The 16,704-nt window shown below is 72.4% G+C and carries 13 protein-coding genes; 7 read left to right on the forward strand and 6 right to left on the reverse strand.

From position 1 onward, the window contains the following. Positions 1–56 precede the first annotated feature (56 nt). Positions 57–614 carry an NADPH-dependent FMN reductase gene (locus QFZ58_RS25005; RefSeq protein WP_307127135.1) on the forward strand — a complete coding sequence of 186 codons (558 nt, stop codon included), beginning with the start codon at positions 57–59 and terminating at the stop codon, positions 612–614. 65 nt (positions 615–679) lie between these two features. Then, positions 680–1,018 carry a divalent-cation tolerance protein CutA gene (cutA, locus tag QFZ58_RS25010; RefSeq protein WP_307127136.1) on the forward strand — a complete coding sequence of 113 codons (339 nt, stop codon included), beginning with the start codon at positions 680–682 and terminating at the stop codon, positions 1,016–1,018. Here cutA and QFZ58_RS25015 read toward each other — a convergent pair. From QFZ58_RS25015 to QFZ58_RS25025, 3 genes are all read right to left on the reverse strand, one after another. Beyond that, positions 991–1,194: a hypothetical protein gene (locus tag QFZ58_RS25015; RefSeq protein WP_307127137.1), complete on the reverse strand. Its 204-nt coding sequence runs from the start codon at positions 1,192–1,194 to the stop codon at positions 991–993. The genes cutA and QFZ58_RS25015 overlap by 28 nt on opposite strands. A 240-nt stretch (positions 1,195–1,434) precedes the next feature. Then, the gene (locus QFZ58_RS25020) at positions 1,435–3,513 is read right to left on the reverse strand and encodes a molybdopterin oxidoreductase family protein (protein ID WP_307127138.1); all 2,079 of its coding nucleotides are present in this window, start codon (positions 3,511–3,513) and stop codon (positions 1,435–1,437) included. Positions 3,514–3,580: 67 nt separating this feature from the next. Then, the gene (locus QFZ58_RS25025) at positions 3,581–4,321 is read right to left on the reverse strand and encodes a vancomycin high temperature exclusion protein (RefSeq protein ID WP_307127139.1); all 741 of its coding nucleotides are present in this window, start codon (positions 4,319–4,321) and stop codon (positions 3,581–3,583) included. Between the two features lie 181 nt (positions 4,322–4,502). Here QFZ58_RS25025 and QFZ58_RS25030 point away from each other — a divergent pair, with 181 nt between their 5' ends. From QFZ58_RS25030 to QFZ58_RS25050, 5 genes are all read left to right on the forward strand, one after another. After that, on the forward strand, positions 4,503–5,306 hold the full coding sequence (locus QFZ58_RS25030) for a sirohydrochlorin chelatase (protein ID WP_307127140.1): 804 nt from the start codon (positions 4,503–4,505) through the stop codon (positions 5,304–5,306). A 61-nt stretch (positions 5,307–5,367) separates the two neighbouring features. Next, the gene (locus QFZ58_RS25035) at positions 5,368–6,696 is read left to right on the forward strand and encodes a deoxyguanosinetriphosphate triphosphohydrolase (RefSeq protein ID WP_307127141.1); all 1,329 of its coding nucleotides are present in this window, start codon (positions 5,368–5,370) and stop codon (positions 6,694–6,696) included. Between the two features lie 119 nt (positions 6,697–6,815). Beyond that, the gene (locus QFZ58_RS25040; protein WP_307127142.1) at positions 6,816–8,075 is read left to right on the forward strand and encodes an NAD(P)/FAD-dependent oxidoreductase; all 1,260 of its coding nucleotides are present in this window, start codon (positions 6,816–6,818) and stop codon (positions 8,073–8,075) included. 149 nt (positions 8,076–8,224) lie between these two features. Beyond that, a complete protein-coding gene (gene dnaG / locus QFZ58_RS25045; protein WP_307127143.1) occupies positions 8,225–10,132 on the forward strand; it encodes a DNA primase in 1,908 nt (635 codons plus the stop codon). Positions 10,133–10,349: 217 nt separating this feature from the next. Beyond that, positions 10,350–11,423 carry an RNA polymerase sigma factor gene (locus QFZ58_RS25050; RefSeq protein ID WP_307128983.1) on the forward strand — a complete coding sequence of 358 codons (1,074 nt, stop codon included), beginning with the start codon at positions 10,350–10,352 and terminating at the stop codon, positions 11,421–11,423. A 45-nt stretch (positions 11,424–11,468) separates the two neighbouring features. On the opposite strand, the gene QFZ58_RS25055 is transcribed toward QFZ58_RS25050, so the two are convergent. The 3 genes from QFZ58_RS25055 to QFZ58_RS25065 form a co-directional block, all read right to left on the reverse strand. Next, positions 11,469–13,394 (reverse strand): ABC transporter ATP-binding protein, encoded by a 1,926-nt coding sequence (locus QFZ58_RS25055; RefSeq protein WP_307127144.1) that lies wholly within the window; start codon positions 13,392–13,394, stop codon positions 11,469–11,471. After that, positions 13,394–15,127, reverse strand: a complete 1,734-nt coding sequence (locus tag QFZ58_RS25060; RefSeq protein ID WP_307127145.1) for an ABC transporter ATP-binding protein — start codon at positions 15,125–15,127, stop codon at positions 13,394–13,396. The genes QFZ58_RS25055 and QFZ58_RS25060 overlap by 1 nt, the downstream gene beginning before the upstream one ends. A 117-nt stretch (positions 15,128–15,244) precedes the next feature. Beyond that, on the reverse strand, positions 15,245–16,687 hold the full coding sequence (locus tag QFZ58_RS25065) for an FGGY family carbohydrate kinase (protein ID WP_307127146.1): 1,443 nt from the start codon (positions 16,685–16,687) through the stop codon (positions 15,245–15,247). Between the last annotated feature and the right edge of the window lie 17 nt (positions 16,688–16,704).

Raw genomic sequence — 16,704 nt, forward strand, 5'->3', positions numbered from 1 at the left:
GGCTGCAGGACGGCGGGCTTGACCTCAACCATGGTTGAGACGTGAGTGTGTGACGCATGGACACCACCACGCCCGCTCCCGCCACATCCACCGGCCCGCTCAAGGTGGCCGCCATCCTCGGCAGCAACCGCGAGGGCCGATTCGGTCCCGTGATCGCCGACTGGTTCCTCGACCGGGCGGCCGGCCACCCCGGCATCGACATCGAACTGATCGACGTGGCCCGGCCCGGATCCGCCTCCGCCCTGCTGGCCCGGGCCGACGCCTTCGTCGTAGTGACCCCCGAGTACAACCACTCGTTCCCGGCCCCGCTGAAGCACCTCATCGACGCGCACTTCACCGAATGGCAGGCGAAGCCCGTCGCCTTCGTCTCGTACGGCGGTGTCTCGGGCGGCCTGCGGGCGGTCGAGCACCTGCGCCTCGTCTTCAGCGAGCTGCACGCCGTCCCCGTACGCGACACCGTCTCCTTCCACCACGCGGGCGCCCTCTTCGACGACCGGGGCCGGCCGAAGGACCCGGCGCCCTGCGACGCCGCGGCCAAGACGATGCTCGACCAGCTCGTGTGGTGGGGCCGGTCCCTGCGCGAGGCGAGGGAGCGGCACCCGTACGGCGGCTGACCCGGTCCGGGGCCGACAATCGGGGAGCACGTGAGCTCGTACGCCGAGAGGACCGAGGAGACGGGATGACCGAGCCGGCATGGCTGACCGTACTGACCACGACGGACAGCGAGGAGAAGGCCCACACATTGGCCCAGGGCGCGGTGGAGGCACGCCTCGCCGCCTGCGCCCAGATTTCCGCGCCCGTCCGCTCGGTCTACCGGTGGCAGAACGCCATCGAGACGACCGAGGAGTGGCAGGTGCTGTTCAAGACGACGGCACAGCGCTACGACGAACTGGAGGCCCACCTCGTCGCGGCGCACGACTACGACACCCCGGAGATCATCGCGACACCCGTCGTACGCGGCAGCGCCCGCTACCTCGCCTGGGTGACGGCTCAGACCGCACCCCCGGCGGCGCTGTGACCGACGCGGAGCTGCCGTTCCTCGTCCACGGCACGCCGCTGCCCGGCGAGCGCGACCACGACCGCTTCCTCCGGGACCGCTTCCTCCGGGAGCGCACGGCCGGCGGCCGGCCGGCCGCGCTCCCCGGCGCCCTCCTTCACGCAGGGCCCGGCTCCCCGTAGGCCGTCGACGGCCACGGTTCGGTCCGCGGCGCGTTCGTCACCGCCGTGCCGCACGCGTACGGAGAACTGCTGGGCTCCTCGACGACGTGGCAGAAGACCTGGACCCGGCCCATCCGCCGCACTCCGTGCGAGCGGGTGGGCCGGCGGGTACCCCCCGGCTCCACCCCGGGCGGGCCCGTCCGGGGCCTGCGTCCACCTCGCCGTCACCCGCGCCCTGCGCACCGGCCACGCCCCACCGCCCGGGGGAGAGCCGGCTCACCCGGCCGCTTCCACCCGCACCGCGCACACCTTGAACTCGGGCATCCGCGAGGTCGGGTCCAGGGCCGGATTCGTCAGGGAGTTGGCCCGCCCCTCACCCGGCCAGTGGAACGGCATGAAGACGGTGTCCTGCCGGATCGCCACCGTGATCCGGGCCGGTGCCTGAGCGCGCCCGCGCCGCGAGGTGACCGCGACCTGGTCACCCTCGGCCACCCCGATCCGCTCGGCGAGCCGCGGATGCAACTCGACGAACGGCCCCGGCGCGGCGGCGTTCAGCTCGGCCACCCTGCGGGTCTGCGCCCCCGACTGGTACTGGGACACCACCCGACCCGTGGTCAGCACCACCGGGTACTCGGCATCCGTCTCCTCCGCCGCGGGCCGGTGGGTCACCGCGACGAACCGCGCCCGTCCGTCGTCCGTGGCGAACCGGTCCAGGAACAGCCGTGGCGTCCCCGGGTGCTCCTCGTCCGGGCAGGGCCAGAACACCCCGTCCTCCGCCGCGATCCTGCCGTAGGTGATGCCCGCGTAGTCGGCGGGGCCGCCCGCCGAGGCCCGCCGCAACTCGTCGAAGACCTCCTCCGGATCGGCCGGGAACCCCTTCCCGTGCCCCAGCAGCCCCGCCAGGGCGTTCAGCACCTCCAGGTCGCTGCGCACCCCCTCGGGCGCGGTGACCGCCCGCTGCCGCAGCAGCACCCGGCCCTCCAGACTGGTCGTGGTCCCGCTCTCCTCGGCCCACTGCGTCACCGGCAGGACCACGTCGGCCAGCGCCGCCGTCTCCGACAGCACGACGTCGGCGACGGCCAGGAAGTCCAACGACCGCAGCCGCTCCTCGACATGACCCGCGTTCGGCGCGGACACCACCGGGTTGGACCCCATCACCAGCAGCGCCCGCACGTCCTGCCCCAACGCGTCCAGCAGCTCGTACGCGCTGCGCCCCGGCCCCGGCAGCGTGTCGGGGTCGACGCCCCAGACGCCCGCCACGTGGCGGCGCGCCGCAGGGTCCGTGAGCTTGCGGTAGCCCGGGAGCTGGTCGGCCTTCTGGCCGTGCTCCCGGCCGCCCTGGCCGTTGCCCTGACCGGTCAGACAGCCGTACCCGGACAGCGGGCGCCCCGCCCGGCCGGTGGCCAGCGCGAAGTTGATCCAGGCCCCGACGGTGTCCGTGCCCTTCGACTGCTGTTCGGGACCGCGCGCCGTGAGCACCATCCCGCTCCCGGCCCCGCAGAACATGTCGACGGCCTCGCGCAGCTGCGGTACGGGCACCCCGGTGATGCGCTCCACCAGCTCCGGCCAGTGCGCCATCGCGCCCGCCCGGGCCTCGTCCCAGCCGCTCGTGCGGGTGCGGACGAACTCCTCGTCCACCCGCCCGTCCGCCACCACGAGGTGCAGCATGCCGAGCGCCAGGGCGAGATCCGTGCCCGGCCGGGGCGCCAGGTGCAGGTCCGCCTGCTCGGCGGTCCTCGTCCGGCGCGGGTCGATGACGACGAGACGGCCGCCGTTCTCGCGCAGCTCGGTCAGATAGCGCAGGGCAGGCGGCATCGTCTCCGCGAGGTTCGAGCCGACCAGGATCACGCACCCGGTCCGGGGGATGTCCTCCAGCGGGAACGGCAGCCCCCGGTCGAGCCCGAACGCCCGCTGGTGCGCGGCGGCGGCGGAGGACATGCAGAAGCGGCCGTTGTAGTCGATCTGCGAGGTACCGAGCACCACCCGGGCGAACTTCCCGAGCGCGTACGCCTTCTCGTTCGTGAGCCCGCCCCCGCCGAACACGCCCACGGCGTCCGCCCCGTGCCCGGCCCGCGTCCCGCGCAGCCCGTCGGCGATCCGTCCCAGCGCCTCGTCCCAGCCGGCCGGCTCCAGTTCACCGCTCACCGCGCCGCGCACGAGGGGCGAGGTCAGCCGCACACCGGCTGCCAGCACGGCGGGCGCGGTGCGGCCCTTGCCGCACAGCGCGCCCCGGTTGACGGGGAAATCGGTGCGCTCCACGACCTCGACCACCGTGCCGTCGGTGACCGGTCGCAGTTTCATCCCGCACTGAAGAGCGCAGTAGGGGCAGTGGGTGGGCGTCTCGGTGCGGGCCATGCGTCCAGCGTGCGAGCCGGGTATTACGGGCGCCGGTGCCTCCGGTTACGCCCCCGGTACGCACCCCTCAGCCCGGGTCACCCGGCGCGGTGAGGTCGGCCGCCAGCGCCTGGGTCACCCCGGTCTCGCGCGGCCCGAGGAAGTGCGGATCCGGTCGCAGGACCGTGTCCATGAGCGCCTTGCCCGCCGCCAGCACCTCCCGGGCCCCGCCGTAGTACCAGGTCACATCGTGTACGGCGTCGACGCCCACCCCGTACGCGTCGATGCCGGCGGACCGGCACAGGGCTATCGCCCGCCGGATGTGGAAGCCCTGGCTCACCAGCACCGCCCGGTCGACGCCGAATATCCTCTTGGCCCGGACGCAGGAGTCCCAGGTGTCGAAGCCCGCGTAGTCGCTGACGATCCGGTCGTCCGGCACCCCGTGCCCCGTGAGGTAGGCGCGCATGGCGTCCGGCTCGTCGTACTCCTCGCGGCTGTTGTCCCCGGTGACCAGGACGACCCTCACCTTGCCGGTCCGGTACAGCTCGGCCGCCGCGTCCAGCCGGTGGGCGAGGTACGGCGACGGTCTGCCCTGCCACAGCCCCGCCCCGAACACCACGGCGACCTGCTGCGCCGGGACGTCACCCGCCGTCCGCACCCGGGCGTCGGCCGTGCCGTACAGCCAGGCGGCCGGCGCCAGGGCGGCCACACAGGCCGCCATCAGCCCCTGCACCAGCCGCCGCTGCCCCCGCCGGGTGCGCGGCAGCCGTGGTCGCAGCGCCCCTGCCCGGGCGCGCCACCGCGGCCACCTCGGCGTCTTCGGCCCCATCGGGTCTCCTCCTGTCGCTGCCGGTCCGTCTGCGGAACAGGACGAACGCGCGGGGGAAAAGGTTCGCCGCCCACCGCGACCGCTCCTCCTGACACCGGGGGGCCGCACTCCGTGAGGCAGCGGAAAACACCCGTGACCGCCGCGAAACGGCCCGGCAACGTGCGCCCGGCACCATCACTCCATGACCGGAACCCGCAGGCCCACGCACCGCACCCGGAACGCCGCCCGGCCGTCCGCCCCCACCCTGGTCGCCGTCGCGCACGGCAGCCGGGACCCACAGGCCCTGCGTACCGTCCTGGAGCTCCTGGAGCTCGTACGGGAGCTGCGTCCCGGTCTCGACGTCCGGCTCGGGCACATCGAGCTGAACGAGCCCCTGCTGCCGGCGACGCTGGCCGGTATCGGCGCCGGCGACGCTGTACTCGTACCGCTGCTGCTCGGCCGCGGCCACCACGTCCGGTACGACCTGCCCCGCGCGGCCGCCGGGGCGGGCGCCCTGCGGACCCGCCTCGCCGCACCGCTCGGGCCGCACCCCCTGCTCGTCGAGGCCCTGTACGAGCGGCTCGTCGAGGCCGGCTGGCGGGCCGAGGACGGTACGAGCCGCAGCTCGGCCGTCGTGCTCGCCGCCGCCGGATCACGCGACCCCGACTCGGCCGTCGACGCCCGCCGCACCGCCCGCATGCTCAGCGACCGGCTCGGCGGCGTGCCCGTCGTCCCCGCCTACGCCTCGGCTGCCACGCCCACCGTGCCCGTCGCCCTGCGCGCCCTAGCGGCACGGGGGCGCCACCGGGTCGCCGTCGCCTCGTACTTCGCCGCGCCAGGCCGCTTCGCGACGGCCGCGGCCGCCGCCGCCCCGGGGGTCGCCGCGGCACCGCTCGGCGCGCACCCCGCGATGGCACGGCTCCTGCTGCACCGCTACGACCAGGCGGCCGGCGCGGCCTCCTCCCGCGAGGACCTCGCCCGGCCCCTCCTCATGGCCACCGCCTGACCCTTCCCGTCGGCCCGGCCGCTGACGGCCTGCCCGTGGGCAGGCCGTTACTGTCGGGGCCATGGACGGTACGCACGCCCCCCGGGACACACAGGAGTACGGCCCCACCCCCTACGGCACGGGGGACACCGAGCGCTGGGACACCGAGCAGGACAAGCGGCCCGGGCGCACCGCCTTCCAGCGCGACCGGGCGCGCGTGCTGCACTCCGCCGCCCTGCGCAGGCTCGCGGGGAAGACCCAGGTCGTCACGCCCGGCACCCGCAGCCTGGCCTGGGACGCCAGCCCCCGGACGCGGCTCACGCACTCCCTGGAGTGCGCCCAGGTCGGCCGGGAACTCGGTGCCGCGCTCGGCTGCGACCCCGACCTCGTCGAGACGGCGTGCCTCGCCCACGACATGGGCCACCCGCCCTTCGGGCACAACGGCGAACAGGCGCTCAACGACTTCGCGTCGGACTGCGGCGGCTTCGAGGGCAACGCCCAGTCGCTGCGCCTGCTGACCCGGCTGGAACCCAAGCGCTTCGTCCGCGACCCGCGCAGCGGCGAGCTCGTCAGCGTCGGGCTCAACCTCACCCGCGCCGCCCTGGACGCGGCCACCAAGTACCCCTGGCCCCGTGGCGCCCACCCGACCGACCCGGGGTCACCGAAATTCGGGGTGTACGAGGACGACCTGCCGGTCTTCGACTGGGTCCGCACCGGCGCGCCCCGGGACCGCAAGTGTTTCGAGGCCCAGGTCATGGACTGGTCCGACGACGTCGCCTACTCCGTGCACGACTTCGAGGACGGGCTGCACGCCGGGCACATCGACCCGAACTGCCTCTTCGCCGAACCCGAGCGCAGGGAGATCTGGGAGGTCGCCATCGGGCGGTACGTCCCGGTGGACACCGATCCGCAGGAGCTCGCGGACGCCCTCGACCGGCTCGTCGCCCAGGAGTGGTGGCCGCACGGTTACGACGGCTCCGCGGTCGCCCAGGCACGGCTCAAGGACGCGACGAGCCAGCTCATCGGCCGGTTCTGCCTCGCCGCGGAGACCGCCACCCACGCGGTGCACGGCCCTGGGCGGCTCGGCAGGTACGGCGCCGAACTCGTCGTCCCGGCCGAGGTCCGCAACGAGTGCGCCGTACTCAAGGCCGTCGCCGACCGCTACGTCATGCAGCGCGCCGAGCAGGCGGCCATCCGCGCCGACCAGCGCATCGTCATCGCCGAGCTCGCCGCCGCGCTCACGGCCCGCGCGCCCGAGGGCCTGGAGCCCCAGTTCCGCGCGCTGTACGAGGCGGCGCCCGACGACCGCGCCCGCAAGAGGGTCCTCGTCGACCAGATCGCCGCGCTGACCGACGCATCGGCACGTTCCCTGCACCGAACGCTCACCGGGGTTCGGCACACTGGGCCATGACCGGGCCGCACGACCACCGGGTGTGACCCGGCCGGGGAACACCCTCTTTCGCCATCACGCTGCGTGCGGGACGCTCGCAGGTGGCGGCGCCGCGCAGCACAGCACCGAGGAGGCATCAAGTGGTCGACGCACATCGCACGTTCGTCATCGTCGGCGGGGGACTGGCCGGAGCGAAGGCGGCCGAGACACTCCGGGCGGAGGGTTTCAGCGGCCGGGTGATCCTGATCGGTGACGAGCGCGACCATCCGTACGAACGGCCTCCCCTGTCCAAGGGGTACCTGGCGGGCAAGGACGAACGGGACAGCGTCTTCGTCCACGGGGCGGCGTGGTACGCCGGGGCCGACATCGAGCTGCACCTCGGCCAGGTCGTCACGTCCATCGACCGGGCCGGCCGGTCCGTGCAGCTCGGCGACAACACCGTCGTCCACTACGACAAGCTGCTGCTCGCCACCGGCTCCGAGCCGCGCCGCCTCGACATCCCCGGCACCGACCTGGTCGGTGTCCACCACCTGCGCCGCCTCGCCCACGCCGACCGGCTGCGCAACGTGCTGACGTCCCTCGGCCGTGACAACGGCCATCTGGTGATCGCCGGAGGCGGCTGGATCGGCCTGGAGGTCGCCGCCGCGGCCCGCGGCTACGGCGCCGAGGTGACGGTCGTCGAACCCTCCGCCACCCCGCTGTACCACGTCATCGGCCCGGAGCTCGGCCAGATCTTCACCGATCTGCACAGCGAGCACGGTGTCCGCTTCCACTTCGGCGCCCGTCTCACCGAGATCGCCGGGCAGGACGGTCTGGTCCTCGCCGCCCGCACCGACGACGGTGAGGAGCACCCGGCCCACGACGTGCTCGCCGCGATCGGCGCGGCACCGCGCACCGCCCTCGCCGAGGCCGCCGGGCTGGAGACGGCCGACCGCGCGCACGGCGGAGGCGTCGCCGTCGACGCCTCCCTGCGCACCTCCGACCCGCACATCTTCGCCGCCGGGGACATCGCGGCCGTCGACCATCCGCTGTTCGGGACCCGGCTGCGCGTGGAGCACTGGGCGAACGCCCTGAACACCGGCCCGGCGGCCGCGCGGGCCATGCTCGGCCTGGACGTGTCCTACGACCGGGTGCCGTACTTCTTCTCCGACCAGTACGACCTGGGCCTGGAGTACTCCGGCTGGGCGCCGCCCGGCTCGTACGACCAGGTCGTCATCCGCGGGGACGCCGGCAAGCGGGAGTTCATCGCGTTCTGGCTGAAGGACCGCCGGGTGCTCGCCGGCATGAACGTCAATGTGTGGGACGTCACCGACACCATCCAAGGGCTGGTCCGGGCCGGCCGGCCGGTCGACCCGGACGTGCTGGGGGACCCGTCGGTGCCGCTGGAATCCCTGCTCTGACCCGGCCGCGCGGCCTCTCCGCGGCCCCGCACGGTGGTTCCCGCGGCTCTCCGGCTTCCCCCGGCCGCCCCCCGGACCGGCCGGCACCGTGGCCCCCCGCCCGCGGCCGGCCGGTCCTGGACCTCCGGCCCCACCCGTAGACTTCACTCGTGGCAGGCAGGATCAATGACGACGACGTGAAGGCGGTCCGGGACGCGGTCCCGATCGACGCCGTCGTGTCCGAGTACCTCCAACTGCGCAACGCCGGCGGCGGAAACCTCAAGGGCCTGTGCCCCTTCCACGACGAGAAGTCCCCCTCCTTCCAGGTGAGCCCGAGCAAGGGCCTCTTCCACTGCTTCGGCTGCCAGGAGGGCGGCGACACGATCGCCTTCGTGATGAAGATCGACCACCTCACCTTCTCCGAGACGGTCGAGCGCCTCGCCGCCAAGGCGGGCATCACCCTGCGGTACGAGGAGGGCGGCTACAACCCCTCCCACCAGCGCGGCGAGCGCATCCGCCTGATCGAGGCGCACCAGGCCGCCGCCGACTTCTACCGTGAGCAGCTGATCGGCCCCGAAGCGGAGATCGGCCGCAGGTTTCTCGCGGAGCGCGGTTTCGACCAGGACGCGGCGGCGCACTTCGGCGTCGGTTACAGCCCCGCCGGCTGGGACCACCTCACCCGTTACCTGCGCGGCAAGGGCTTCAGCGACAAGGAGCTCATCACCTCCGGCCTCTCCCAGGACGGCCGCCGCGGTCCCATCGACCGCTTCCGCGGCCGGCTGATGTGGCCGATCAGCGACACCTCCGGGGAGATCGTCGGGTTCGGTGCCCGCAAGCTCCGCGACGACGACAACGGCCCGAAGTACCTGAACACCCCCGAGACCTCGATCTACAAGAAGTCCCAGGTGCTGTACGGCATCGACCTGGCCAAGAAGGACATCGCCAAGGCCAGCCGGGCCGTCGTCGTCGAGGGCTACACCGACGTCATGGCCTGCCACCTCGCCGGGGTCACCACGGCCATCGCCACCTGCGGCACCGCGTTCGGCAACGACCACATCAAGATCCTCCGACGGCTGCTGATGGACAACGGCAGTGCCCGCGTGATCTTCACCTTCGACGGGGACGCGGCCGGCCAGAAGGCCGCCCTGCGCGCCTTCGAGGACGACCAGAAGTTCGCCGCCGAGACCTACATCGCCATCGCCCCGGACAACATGGACCCGTGCGACCTGCGCCTCGCCAAGGGCGACGACGCCGTCCGTGACCTGGTCGAACCCCGCACGCCCCTCTTCGAGTTCGCGCTCCGCCAGATCGTCGGCCGGTACGACCTGGAGACCCCTGCGGGCCGGGCCGCGGCGCTGGACGAGGCGGCGCCCGTCGTCGCCCGTATCAAGAACAGCTCCTCGCAGCACGAGGTCGCCGTCCAGCTGGCCGGCATGCTGGGCATCCTCGACACCCAGTTCGTCGTCAAGCGGGTCGGCCAGCTCGCCCGCTGGGCCCGCGACCGGGGTGATCGCGGACCCGCGCAGGGCGGCCCCTCGCGCGGCGGCCCCCCGCAGCACCAGGTCCAGGCCCCGAAGGCGCCGTCCGGCCCGGCGCTCAACCTCCGCAGCCCCGCCCACCGCACCGAGCGCGAGCTGCTCAAGCTCGCCCTGCAGAAGCCCGCCCTGGTCTCCCCGGCCTTCGACGCCTACGGCGTCGACGAGTTCACCGCCCCGCCGTACGCGGCGGTGCGCCAGTGCATCGCGGACGCCGGCGGCGCCGAGCAGGGCATGGCCGAGACCCGTGACTACCTGGCGCGTGTGCTGGACGCGGCACCCCACGACACCGTGCGCAACCTCGTCACGGAGCTCGCCGTCGAGGTGTTCCACGGCAAGTCCATCGACGAGACGTACGCGGGCATGCAGCTCGTCCAGGTCCGGCTGCGCGCCGTCGACCGCAGGATCGACGACGTCCAGGGCAGCCTCGCCCGCCTCGGGAGCAACGTGGCCCCCGAACACCTGGCCGCCGCGCAGAACGAGGTCTGGGTCCTCCAGCAGTACGCGCAGTCGCTCCGGAGTCACGGCACCGACGCGCTCTGAGCGCGACCCCCCCCGCTCCGGCGTACGTCCCTCCTCCGCCCACCGCGCGTCAGCACGCCGTTACGCACCGGGCGCAAAAAGTCACCGCACGCCCCTCGTGGCGGCGATGTGTCGTACCCCACACTGGATGCCGGTGCCTGACTCATCGGAGCGCGGCCGGTCCATCCCGGGCCTCCATCCCCCGCGATCCGGCAGCGATCACCTGGAGGTCGCCCCCGTGCAGACCCGGACCGTGACGACCACGACCGAGCATGTCCCGGCGATTCCCGCGCAGAACCGGGTCACGCGCCACCCGGAGACGGCGGACCCGTCCGAAGCGGTGCTGGAGGAACCCGTGGAGGCCCCCGGGCCGTCCGGGCCGAGCCGCCCGGAGGCCGGCGGCCCGTCGTCCGACCTCTTCCGGCAGTACCTGCGGGAGATCGGCCGCATCCCGCTGCTCAGCGCAGCCGAGGAGGTGGACCTCGCCCGCCGCGTCGAAGCGGGGCTGTTCGCCGAGGAACGCCTCGCGGGCACCCCCGACCCGGACTCCCGGCTCGCGTTCGACCTGGACCGGCTCGTCGTGATGGGCCGGATGGCCAAGCGCCGCCTCATCGAGGCCAACCTCCGCCTCGTCGTCTCCGTCGCCAAGCGGTACGTGGGCCGTGGCCTGACCATGCTCGACCTCGTCCAGGAGGGCAACCTCGGACTGATCAGGGCGGTCGAGAAGTTCGACTACGCCCGTGGCTACAAGTTCTCCACGTACGCGACCTGGTGGATCCGCCAGGCCATGTCCCGCGCCCTCGCCGACCAGGCGCGGACCATAAGGGTGCCCGTCCACGTGGTCGAGCTGATCAACCGCGTCGTCCGCGCCCAGCGCCGCATGCTGCAGGAACGCGGTTACGAACCGACCGCCGAAGAGGTCGCCGCGCAGCTCGACCTGACGCCCGAACGCGTCGGCGAGATCCGGCGCCTCGCCCAGGAGCCCGTCTCCCTGCACGCCCCCGTCGGTGAGGAGGACGACGTCGCCTTCGGCGACCTCATCGAGGACGGCGACGCCGCCTCGCCCGTCGAGTCCGCGGCCTTCCTCCTGCTGCGTGAGCACCTGGAGGTGGTGCTCTCGACCCTCGGCGAGCGGGAGAGGAAGGTGGTCCAGCTGCGCTACGGGCTGGACGACGGGCGGCCCCGCACCCTCGAGGAGATCGGCCGGATCTTCGGTGTGACACGGGAGCGCATCCGCCAGATCGAGTCCAAGACCCTCAGCAAACTGCGGGACCACGCCTTCGCCGACCAGCTCCGCGGCTACCTGGACTGACCGGCCGGCAGGCGGCGGCGAACCGCGACTGCCGGCCGGGCCGCGTCAGTCGACCTCTGCCAGCGCCTGCGCGAACTGCGCCGCGTACAGCCGGGCGTAGGCGCCCTTCGCCGCCAGCAGCTCGTCGTGCGTGCCCTGTTCGACGATCGAGCCGTTCTCCATCACCAGGATCACGTCGGCGTCCCGGATCGTGGAGAGCCGGTGCGCGATCACGAAGCTCGTACGGCCGTGCGCCAGGCGTGCCATCGCCTTCTGGATGAGCACCTCCGTACGGGTGTCGACCGAGCTGGTGGCCTCGTCGAGCACGAGGATCACCGGGTCGGACAGGAACGCCCGAGCGATGGTGATCAGCTGCTTCTCGCCCGCGCTGACCCCCGACCCCTCGTCGTCGATCACCGTGTCGTAGCCGTCGGGCAGGGTGCGGACGAAGCGGTCGGCGTGGGCCGCCCGCGCCGCCTCCTCGATCTCCTCCCGGGTGACCTCGCGCGAGGCGCCGTAGGCGATGTTCTCGGCGATCGTGCCGCCGAAGAGCCAGGTGTCCTGCAGCACCATCCCTATGCAGGACCGCAGTTCGTCGCGGGTCATCCTCGCCACGTCGACACCGTCCAGGGTGATCCGGCCGCCCGTCACCTCGTAGAACCGCATCAGCAGATTGACCAGGGTGGTCTTGCCCGCTCCGGTCGGACCGACGATCGCGACCGTGTGACCCGGCTCCACGCTCAGCGACAGGTCCTCGATGAGCGGCTTCTCCGGGTCGTACCGGAAGGCCACCTTCTCCAGCGCCACGCTGCCGCGCAGCTCCTTCGGCCGCTCGGCGGACTCCGGGTCGGGCGCCTGCTCCTCGGCGTCCAGGAGCTCGAATATCCGCTCGGCCGACGCCACGCCCGACTGCAGCAGGTTCGCCATCGAGGCCACCTGCGTCAGCGGCATCGAGAACTGCCGCGAGTACTGGATGAACGCCTGCACGTCACCGATCGACAGTGCGCCCGAGGCCACGCGCAGACCGCCGACGACGGCGACCAGCACGTAGTTCAGGTTCGACACGAAGAACATCAGCGGCTGCATGATCCCGCTGTTGAACTGGGCCCGGAAACCGGCCTCGTACAACGCGTCGTTCTGCTCGGCGAAGTCCCTCGCGGACTCCTCCTGCCGTCCGAAGACCTTCACCAGGGTGTGACCGGTGTACATCTCCTCGATGTGGGCGTTGAGCTTGCCCGTCACCTTCCACTGCGCCACGAACTGCGGCTGGGACCGCTTGCCGACCCGCGCGGCGACGAGCACCGACAGCGGGATCGTGACGAGCGCCACGAGGGCGAGCAGCGGCGAGATCCAGAACATCATGATCAGTACGCCGACGATGGTCAGCAGCGAGTTGATGAGCTGGCCCATCGTCTGCTGCATCGTCTGCGCGATGTTGTCGATGTCGTTCGTCGCCCGGCTCAGCACCTCGCCGCGCTTCTGCCGGTCGAAGTAGGACAGCGGCAGCCGCGACAGCTTCGTCTGGAGGTCCTCACGCAGCTGGAAGACGACCCGGTTGATCACCCGGATCGACAGCCGGGTCGACACGAGCATCAGCAGCCCCGCGCCGACGTAGACCACCAGCGCCGCCAGCAGGACGTTGCCCACCGCACCGAAGTCGATGCCCTCGCCGGGAGTGAAGTCCACCCCGGAGAGCATGTCGGCGAGCCCGCCGTCGCCCTGGTCCCGCAGGCCGTCGACGGCCTGCTCCTTCGTCGTCCCGTCCGGCATCTGCCGTCCGACGACCCCCGCGAAGATCAGGTCCGTCGCCCCGCCGAGGATCTTCGGCCCGACCACCGACAGCGCCACACTCAGCGTTCCGGCGCCCAGCATCAGATACAGCCCGGACTTCTCCGTGCTGAACCGCCGCAGCAGCCGCTTCCCCGACCCCTTGAAGTCCGCGGACCGCTCGACGGGTCCTCCGGCCATCATCCGTCCGCCCGGCCCTGCCATCAGGCGGCCTCCGCTTCCGTCAGCTGGGAGAGCACGATCTCCCGGTAGGTTTCGTTGCCGTCCATCAGCTCGTGGTGGCTGCCCTCGCCGACGACCCGGCCCTCGTCCAGCACCAGGATCCGGTCGGCGTCACGGATCGTGGACACACGCTGCGCCACGATCACCACGGTCGCCCCCGCGGTCTCCCGCGTCAGGGCTCCCCGCAGTGCGGCGTCCGTCGCGTAGTCCAGGGCCGAGAACGAGTCGTCGAAGAGATAGATCTCCGGCCGCTGCACCAGCGTCCTCGCGATCGCGAGCCGCTGCCGCTGCCCGCCCGAGACGTTCGTTCCGCCCTGCGCGATCGGCGCGTTCAGACCGTGCTCCAGCCGTTCGACGAAGTCCTTGGCCTGGGCCACCTCGAGGGCGTGCCAGAGCTCCTCGTCGGTGGCGTCGGGATTCCCGTAGCGCAGGTTCGTCGCGACCGTCCCGGAGAACAGGTACGGCTTCTGCGGGACCAGGCTCACGGTCCTCGCCAGCAGGACCGGATCCAGGGTCCGTACGTCCGTGCCGTCGACCAGCACCTCGCCGTCCGTCACGTCGAACAGCCGGGGCACGAGTCCGAGCAGTGTCGACTTCCCGCTGCCCGTCGATCCGATGATCGCGGTCGTCTCCCCGGGCCGCGCCACCAGGTCGACCGACCGCAGCACCGGCTCCTCGGCGCCCGGGTAGCGGAATTCGGCGCCCCGTATCTCCAGATGACCGTGCTTGAGCAGCTCGGTCACGGGGGAGACCGGCGGCACCACGCTCGAGTCGGTCTCCAGGACCTCCTGGATGCGCTCGGCACAGACCTCGGCGCGCGGCACCATCATGAACATGAAGGTGGCCATCATCACCGACATGACGATCTGCATCAGATAGGCGAGGAACGCGGTCAGCGCGCCGATCTGCATCCCGCCGCTGTCGATGCGGTGCGCGCCGAACCAGACCACCGCGATGGAGGACAGGTTCACCACCGTCATCACGGTGGGGAACATCAGCGCCATCAGCCGGCCCGTCGACACGGCGACGTCCGTCAAATCCGTGTTGGCCCCGCGGAAGCGCTTCTTCTCGTAGTCGTCCCGGACGAAGGCGCGGATGACGCGGTTGCCGGTGATCTGCTCGCGCAGCACCCGGTTCACCGTGTCGAGCCGCGTCTGCATCGTGCGGAACAAGGGCCTCATCCGGCGCACGATGAGACTCACGGCGATCCCGAGGACCGGGACCACGGCCAGCAGCACCGCCGACAGCGGGACGTCCTGGCCGAGCGCCATGACGACGCCGCCGACACACATGATGGGCGCCGAGACCATCAGCGTGAACGTCATCAGGACGAGCATCTGGACCTGCTGGACGTCGTTGGTCGTACGGGTGATCAGCGAAGGGGCGCCGAACCGTCCGAGCTCACGCGCCGAGAACGACTGCACCCGGTCGAAGACCGACGCCCGCACATCGCGTCCGAGCGCCGAGGCGGTGCGGGCGCCGTAGTAGACGGCGCCGACGTTGCAGATGACCTGGGCGACGCTGACGGCGATCATCACGCCGCCGAACTCCAGGATGTAGCCCGTGTCACCCTTGATGACACCGTTGTCGATGATGTCCGCGTTGAGGCTGGGCAGATAGAGAGTGGCGCAGGTCTGCAGGAGCTGCAGCAGCACCAGCAGCACGATGGGTTTTCTGTACGGACCCAGATAGGTCCGCAGGATTTTTATGAGCACGCGTGTCTCTCGGAGTCGGCGTAGGGCAGAGGCCGGTCCATCCTGCGGTACTCCGCACCGTGGCGGCCAACGCTTTTCACCAAGCCCAGGTCAAAACAGGGGCGGTGCCCCCGCCCCTCAGACCGCGCCGAACGCACCCGGGTGGACCTGGTCCCGGGTGGCCCCGTACTGCTGTCGCACGGCCTGCCCCACCGCCATCTCCCCGCCCGGCTCCAGCACCTGCGTCGCGGCACCCTGCCAGGCCGGAGGGGTCCGCGGGTCGAGCGCCCCCTGGGAGACCCCGAGCGCCCACGCGGCCTGCCGGGCGGCACCCTGCGCCGCGTACTGCGCGGGCTGCGGCACGACGACCTGGGTGCCGAACACCGGGGGAGCCATGGCCTGCACGGCCGGCAGCTCGGCCGCCGCGCCCAGCAGGAACACCCGCCGCACCTCCACGCCGCGGCCGCGCAGCACGTCCAGGGCGTCGGCCAGCGAGCACAGCATGCCCTCGAACGCCGCCCGGGCCAGGTGTTCGGGCTTCATCGACTCGCGCCGCAGCCCGCTCAGGGTTCCCGCCGCGTGCGGCAGGTGCGGGGTGCGCTCGCCCTCGAGGTACGGCAGCAGCACGAGTCCCGAGGCTCCCGGGGACGACTTGAGCGCCAGGGCGGAGAGTTCGTCCAGATCGTCCAGGCCCAGCATCTCGGCCGTACCGCGCAGCGCGCGTACGGCGTTCGAGGTGTGGACCACCGGCAGGTGCATCCCGGTCGCGTCGGCGAACGACGTGATCATCCCGGTCGGGTCGGCCAGCGCCTCGTGGTGCACGGCCATCACGGAACCCGAGGCCCCCAGTGACACCACGGCGTCACCGACGGCTACCCCCAGCCCGAAGGCCGCGGCCATCGTCTCGCCGGTCCCGGCCGAGATCAGGAGCCCCTCCGGCGTCGTGCCCGCCGCGTCGGACGGGCCGAGCACCTCCGGCAGCGCGGCCTGGTGGCCGAGCGCGAGCTCCACGAGATCGGGGCGGTAGGAGCCGGAGCGCGCCGACCAGTACCCCGTCCCGGACGCGGCACCGCGGTCGGTGGTCCGGCGGGCCGGCCGGCCGAGCAGCTGCCACACCAGCCAGTCGTGCGGCTGCATGACGGCAGCCACACGCTGCGCGTTCTCCGGTTCGTTACGGGCCAGCCAGCGCATCTTCGCCACGGGCTGCGCGGCCTGAGGCACGGCGCCGACGGCCTCGGCCCAGGGCTGCCGCCCGCCGAGCCCGTCGATCAGGTCGACCGCGGCGACCTGCGCACGCCGGTCGTTGCCGAGGAGCGCGGGACGTACGAGATTGCCCTGGTGGTCCAGCGGCACCAGGCCGTGCTGCTGGGCGGACACCCCGATGGCCTGCACGCCTTCGAGCAGGCCGCCGGAGGCCGCCTCACCGAGTGAGAGCAGCCACGCCTGCGGATCCACCTCGAAGGCCTTGGCCTCGACGGGGTGCGCGGCATACCCCTGCCGCAGCACCGCACCGGTGTCCGTGTCGCAGACGACGATGTGCGTGTAGGCGGAAGAACTGTCCAAGCCGGCGACTATGCCCATACCCAAGATTCTGCCGC

The organism is Streptomyces sp. B1I3 (assembly GCF_030816615.1).
Taxonomy (GTDB): Bacteria; Actinomycetota; Actinomycetes; order Streptomycetales; family Streptomycetaceae; genus Streptomyces.

What these genes read in the sequence shown, in the direction of transcription:
- QFZ58_RS25065 (WP_307127146.1), bottom strand. Translation starts at nt 16,687, where the DNA reads ATGGGCATAGTCGCCGGCTTGGACAGTTCTTCCGCCTACACGCACATC.
- QFZ58_RS25030 (WP_307127140.1), top strand. Translation starts at nt 4,503, where the DNA reads ATGACCGGAACCCGCAGGCCCACGCACCGCACCCGGAACGCCGCCCGG.
- QFZ58_RS25020 (WP_307127138.1), bottom strand. Translation starts at nt 3,513, where the DNA reads ATGGCCCGCACCGAGACGCCCACCCACTGCCCCTACTGCGCTCTTCAG.
- QFZ58_RS25035 (WP_307127141.1), top strand. Translation starts at nt 5,368, where the DNA reads ATGGACGGTACGCACGCCCCCCGGGACACACAGGAGTACGGCCCCACC.
- QFZ58_RS25055 (WP_307127144.1), bottom strand. Translation starts at nt 13,394, where the DNA reads ATGGCAGGGCCGGGCGGACGGATGATGGCCGGAGGACCCGTCGAGCGG.
- QFZ58_RS25025 (WP_307127139.1), bottom strand. Translation starts at nt 4,321, where the DNA reads ATGGGGCCGAAGACGCCGAGGTGGCCGCGGTGGCGCGCCCGGGCAGGG.
- cutA (WP_307127136.1), top strand. Translation starts at nt 680, where the DNA reads ATGACCGAGCCGGCATGGCTGACCGTACTGACCACGACGGACAGCGAG.
- QFZ58_RS25005 (WP_307127135.1), top strand. Translation starts at nt 57, where the DNA reads ATGGACACCACCACGCCCGCTCCCGCCACATCCACCGGCCCGCTCAAG.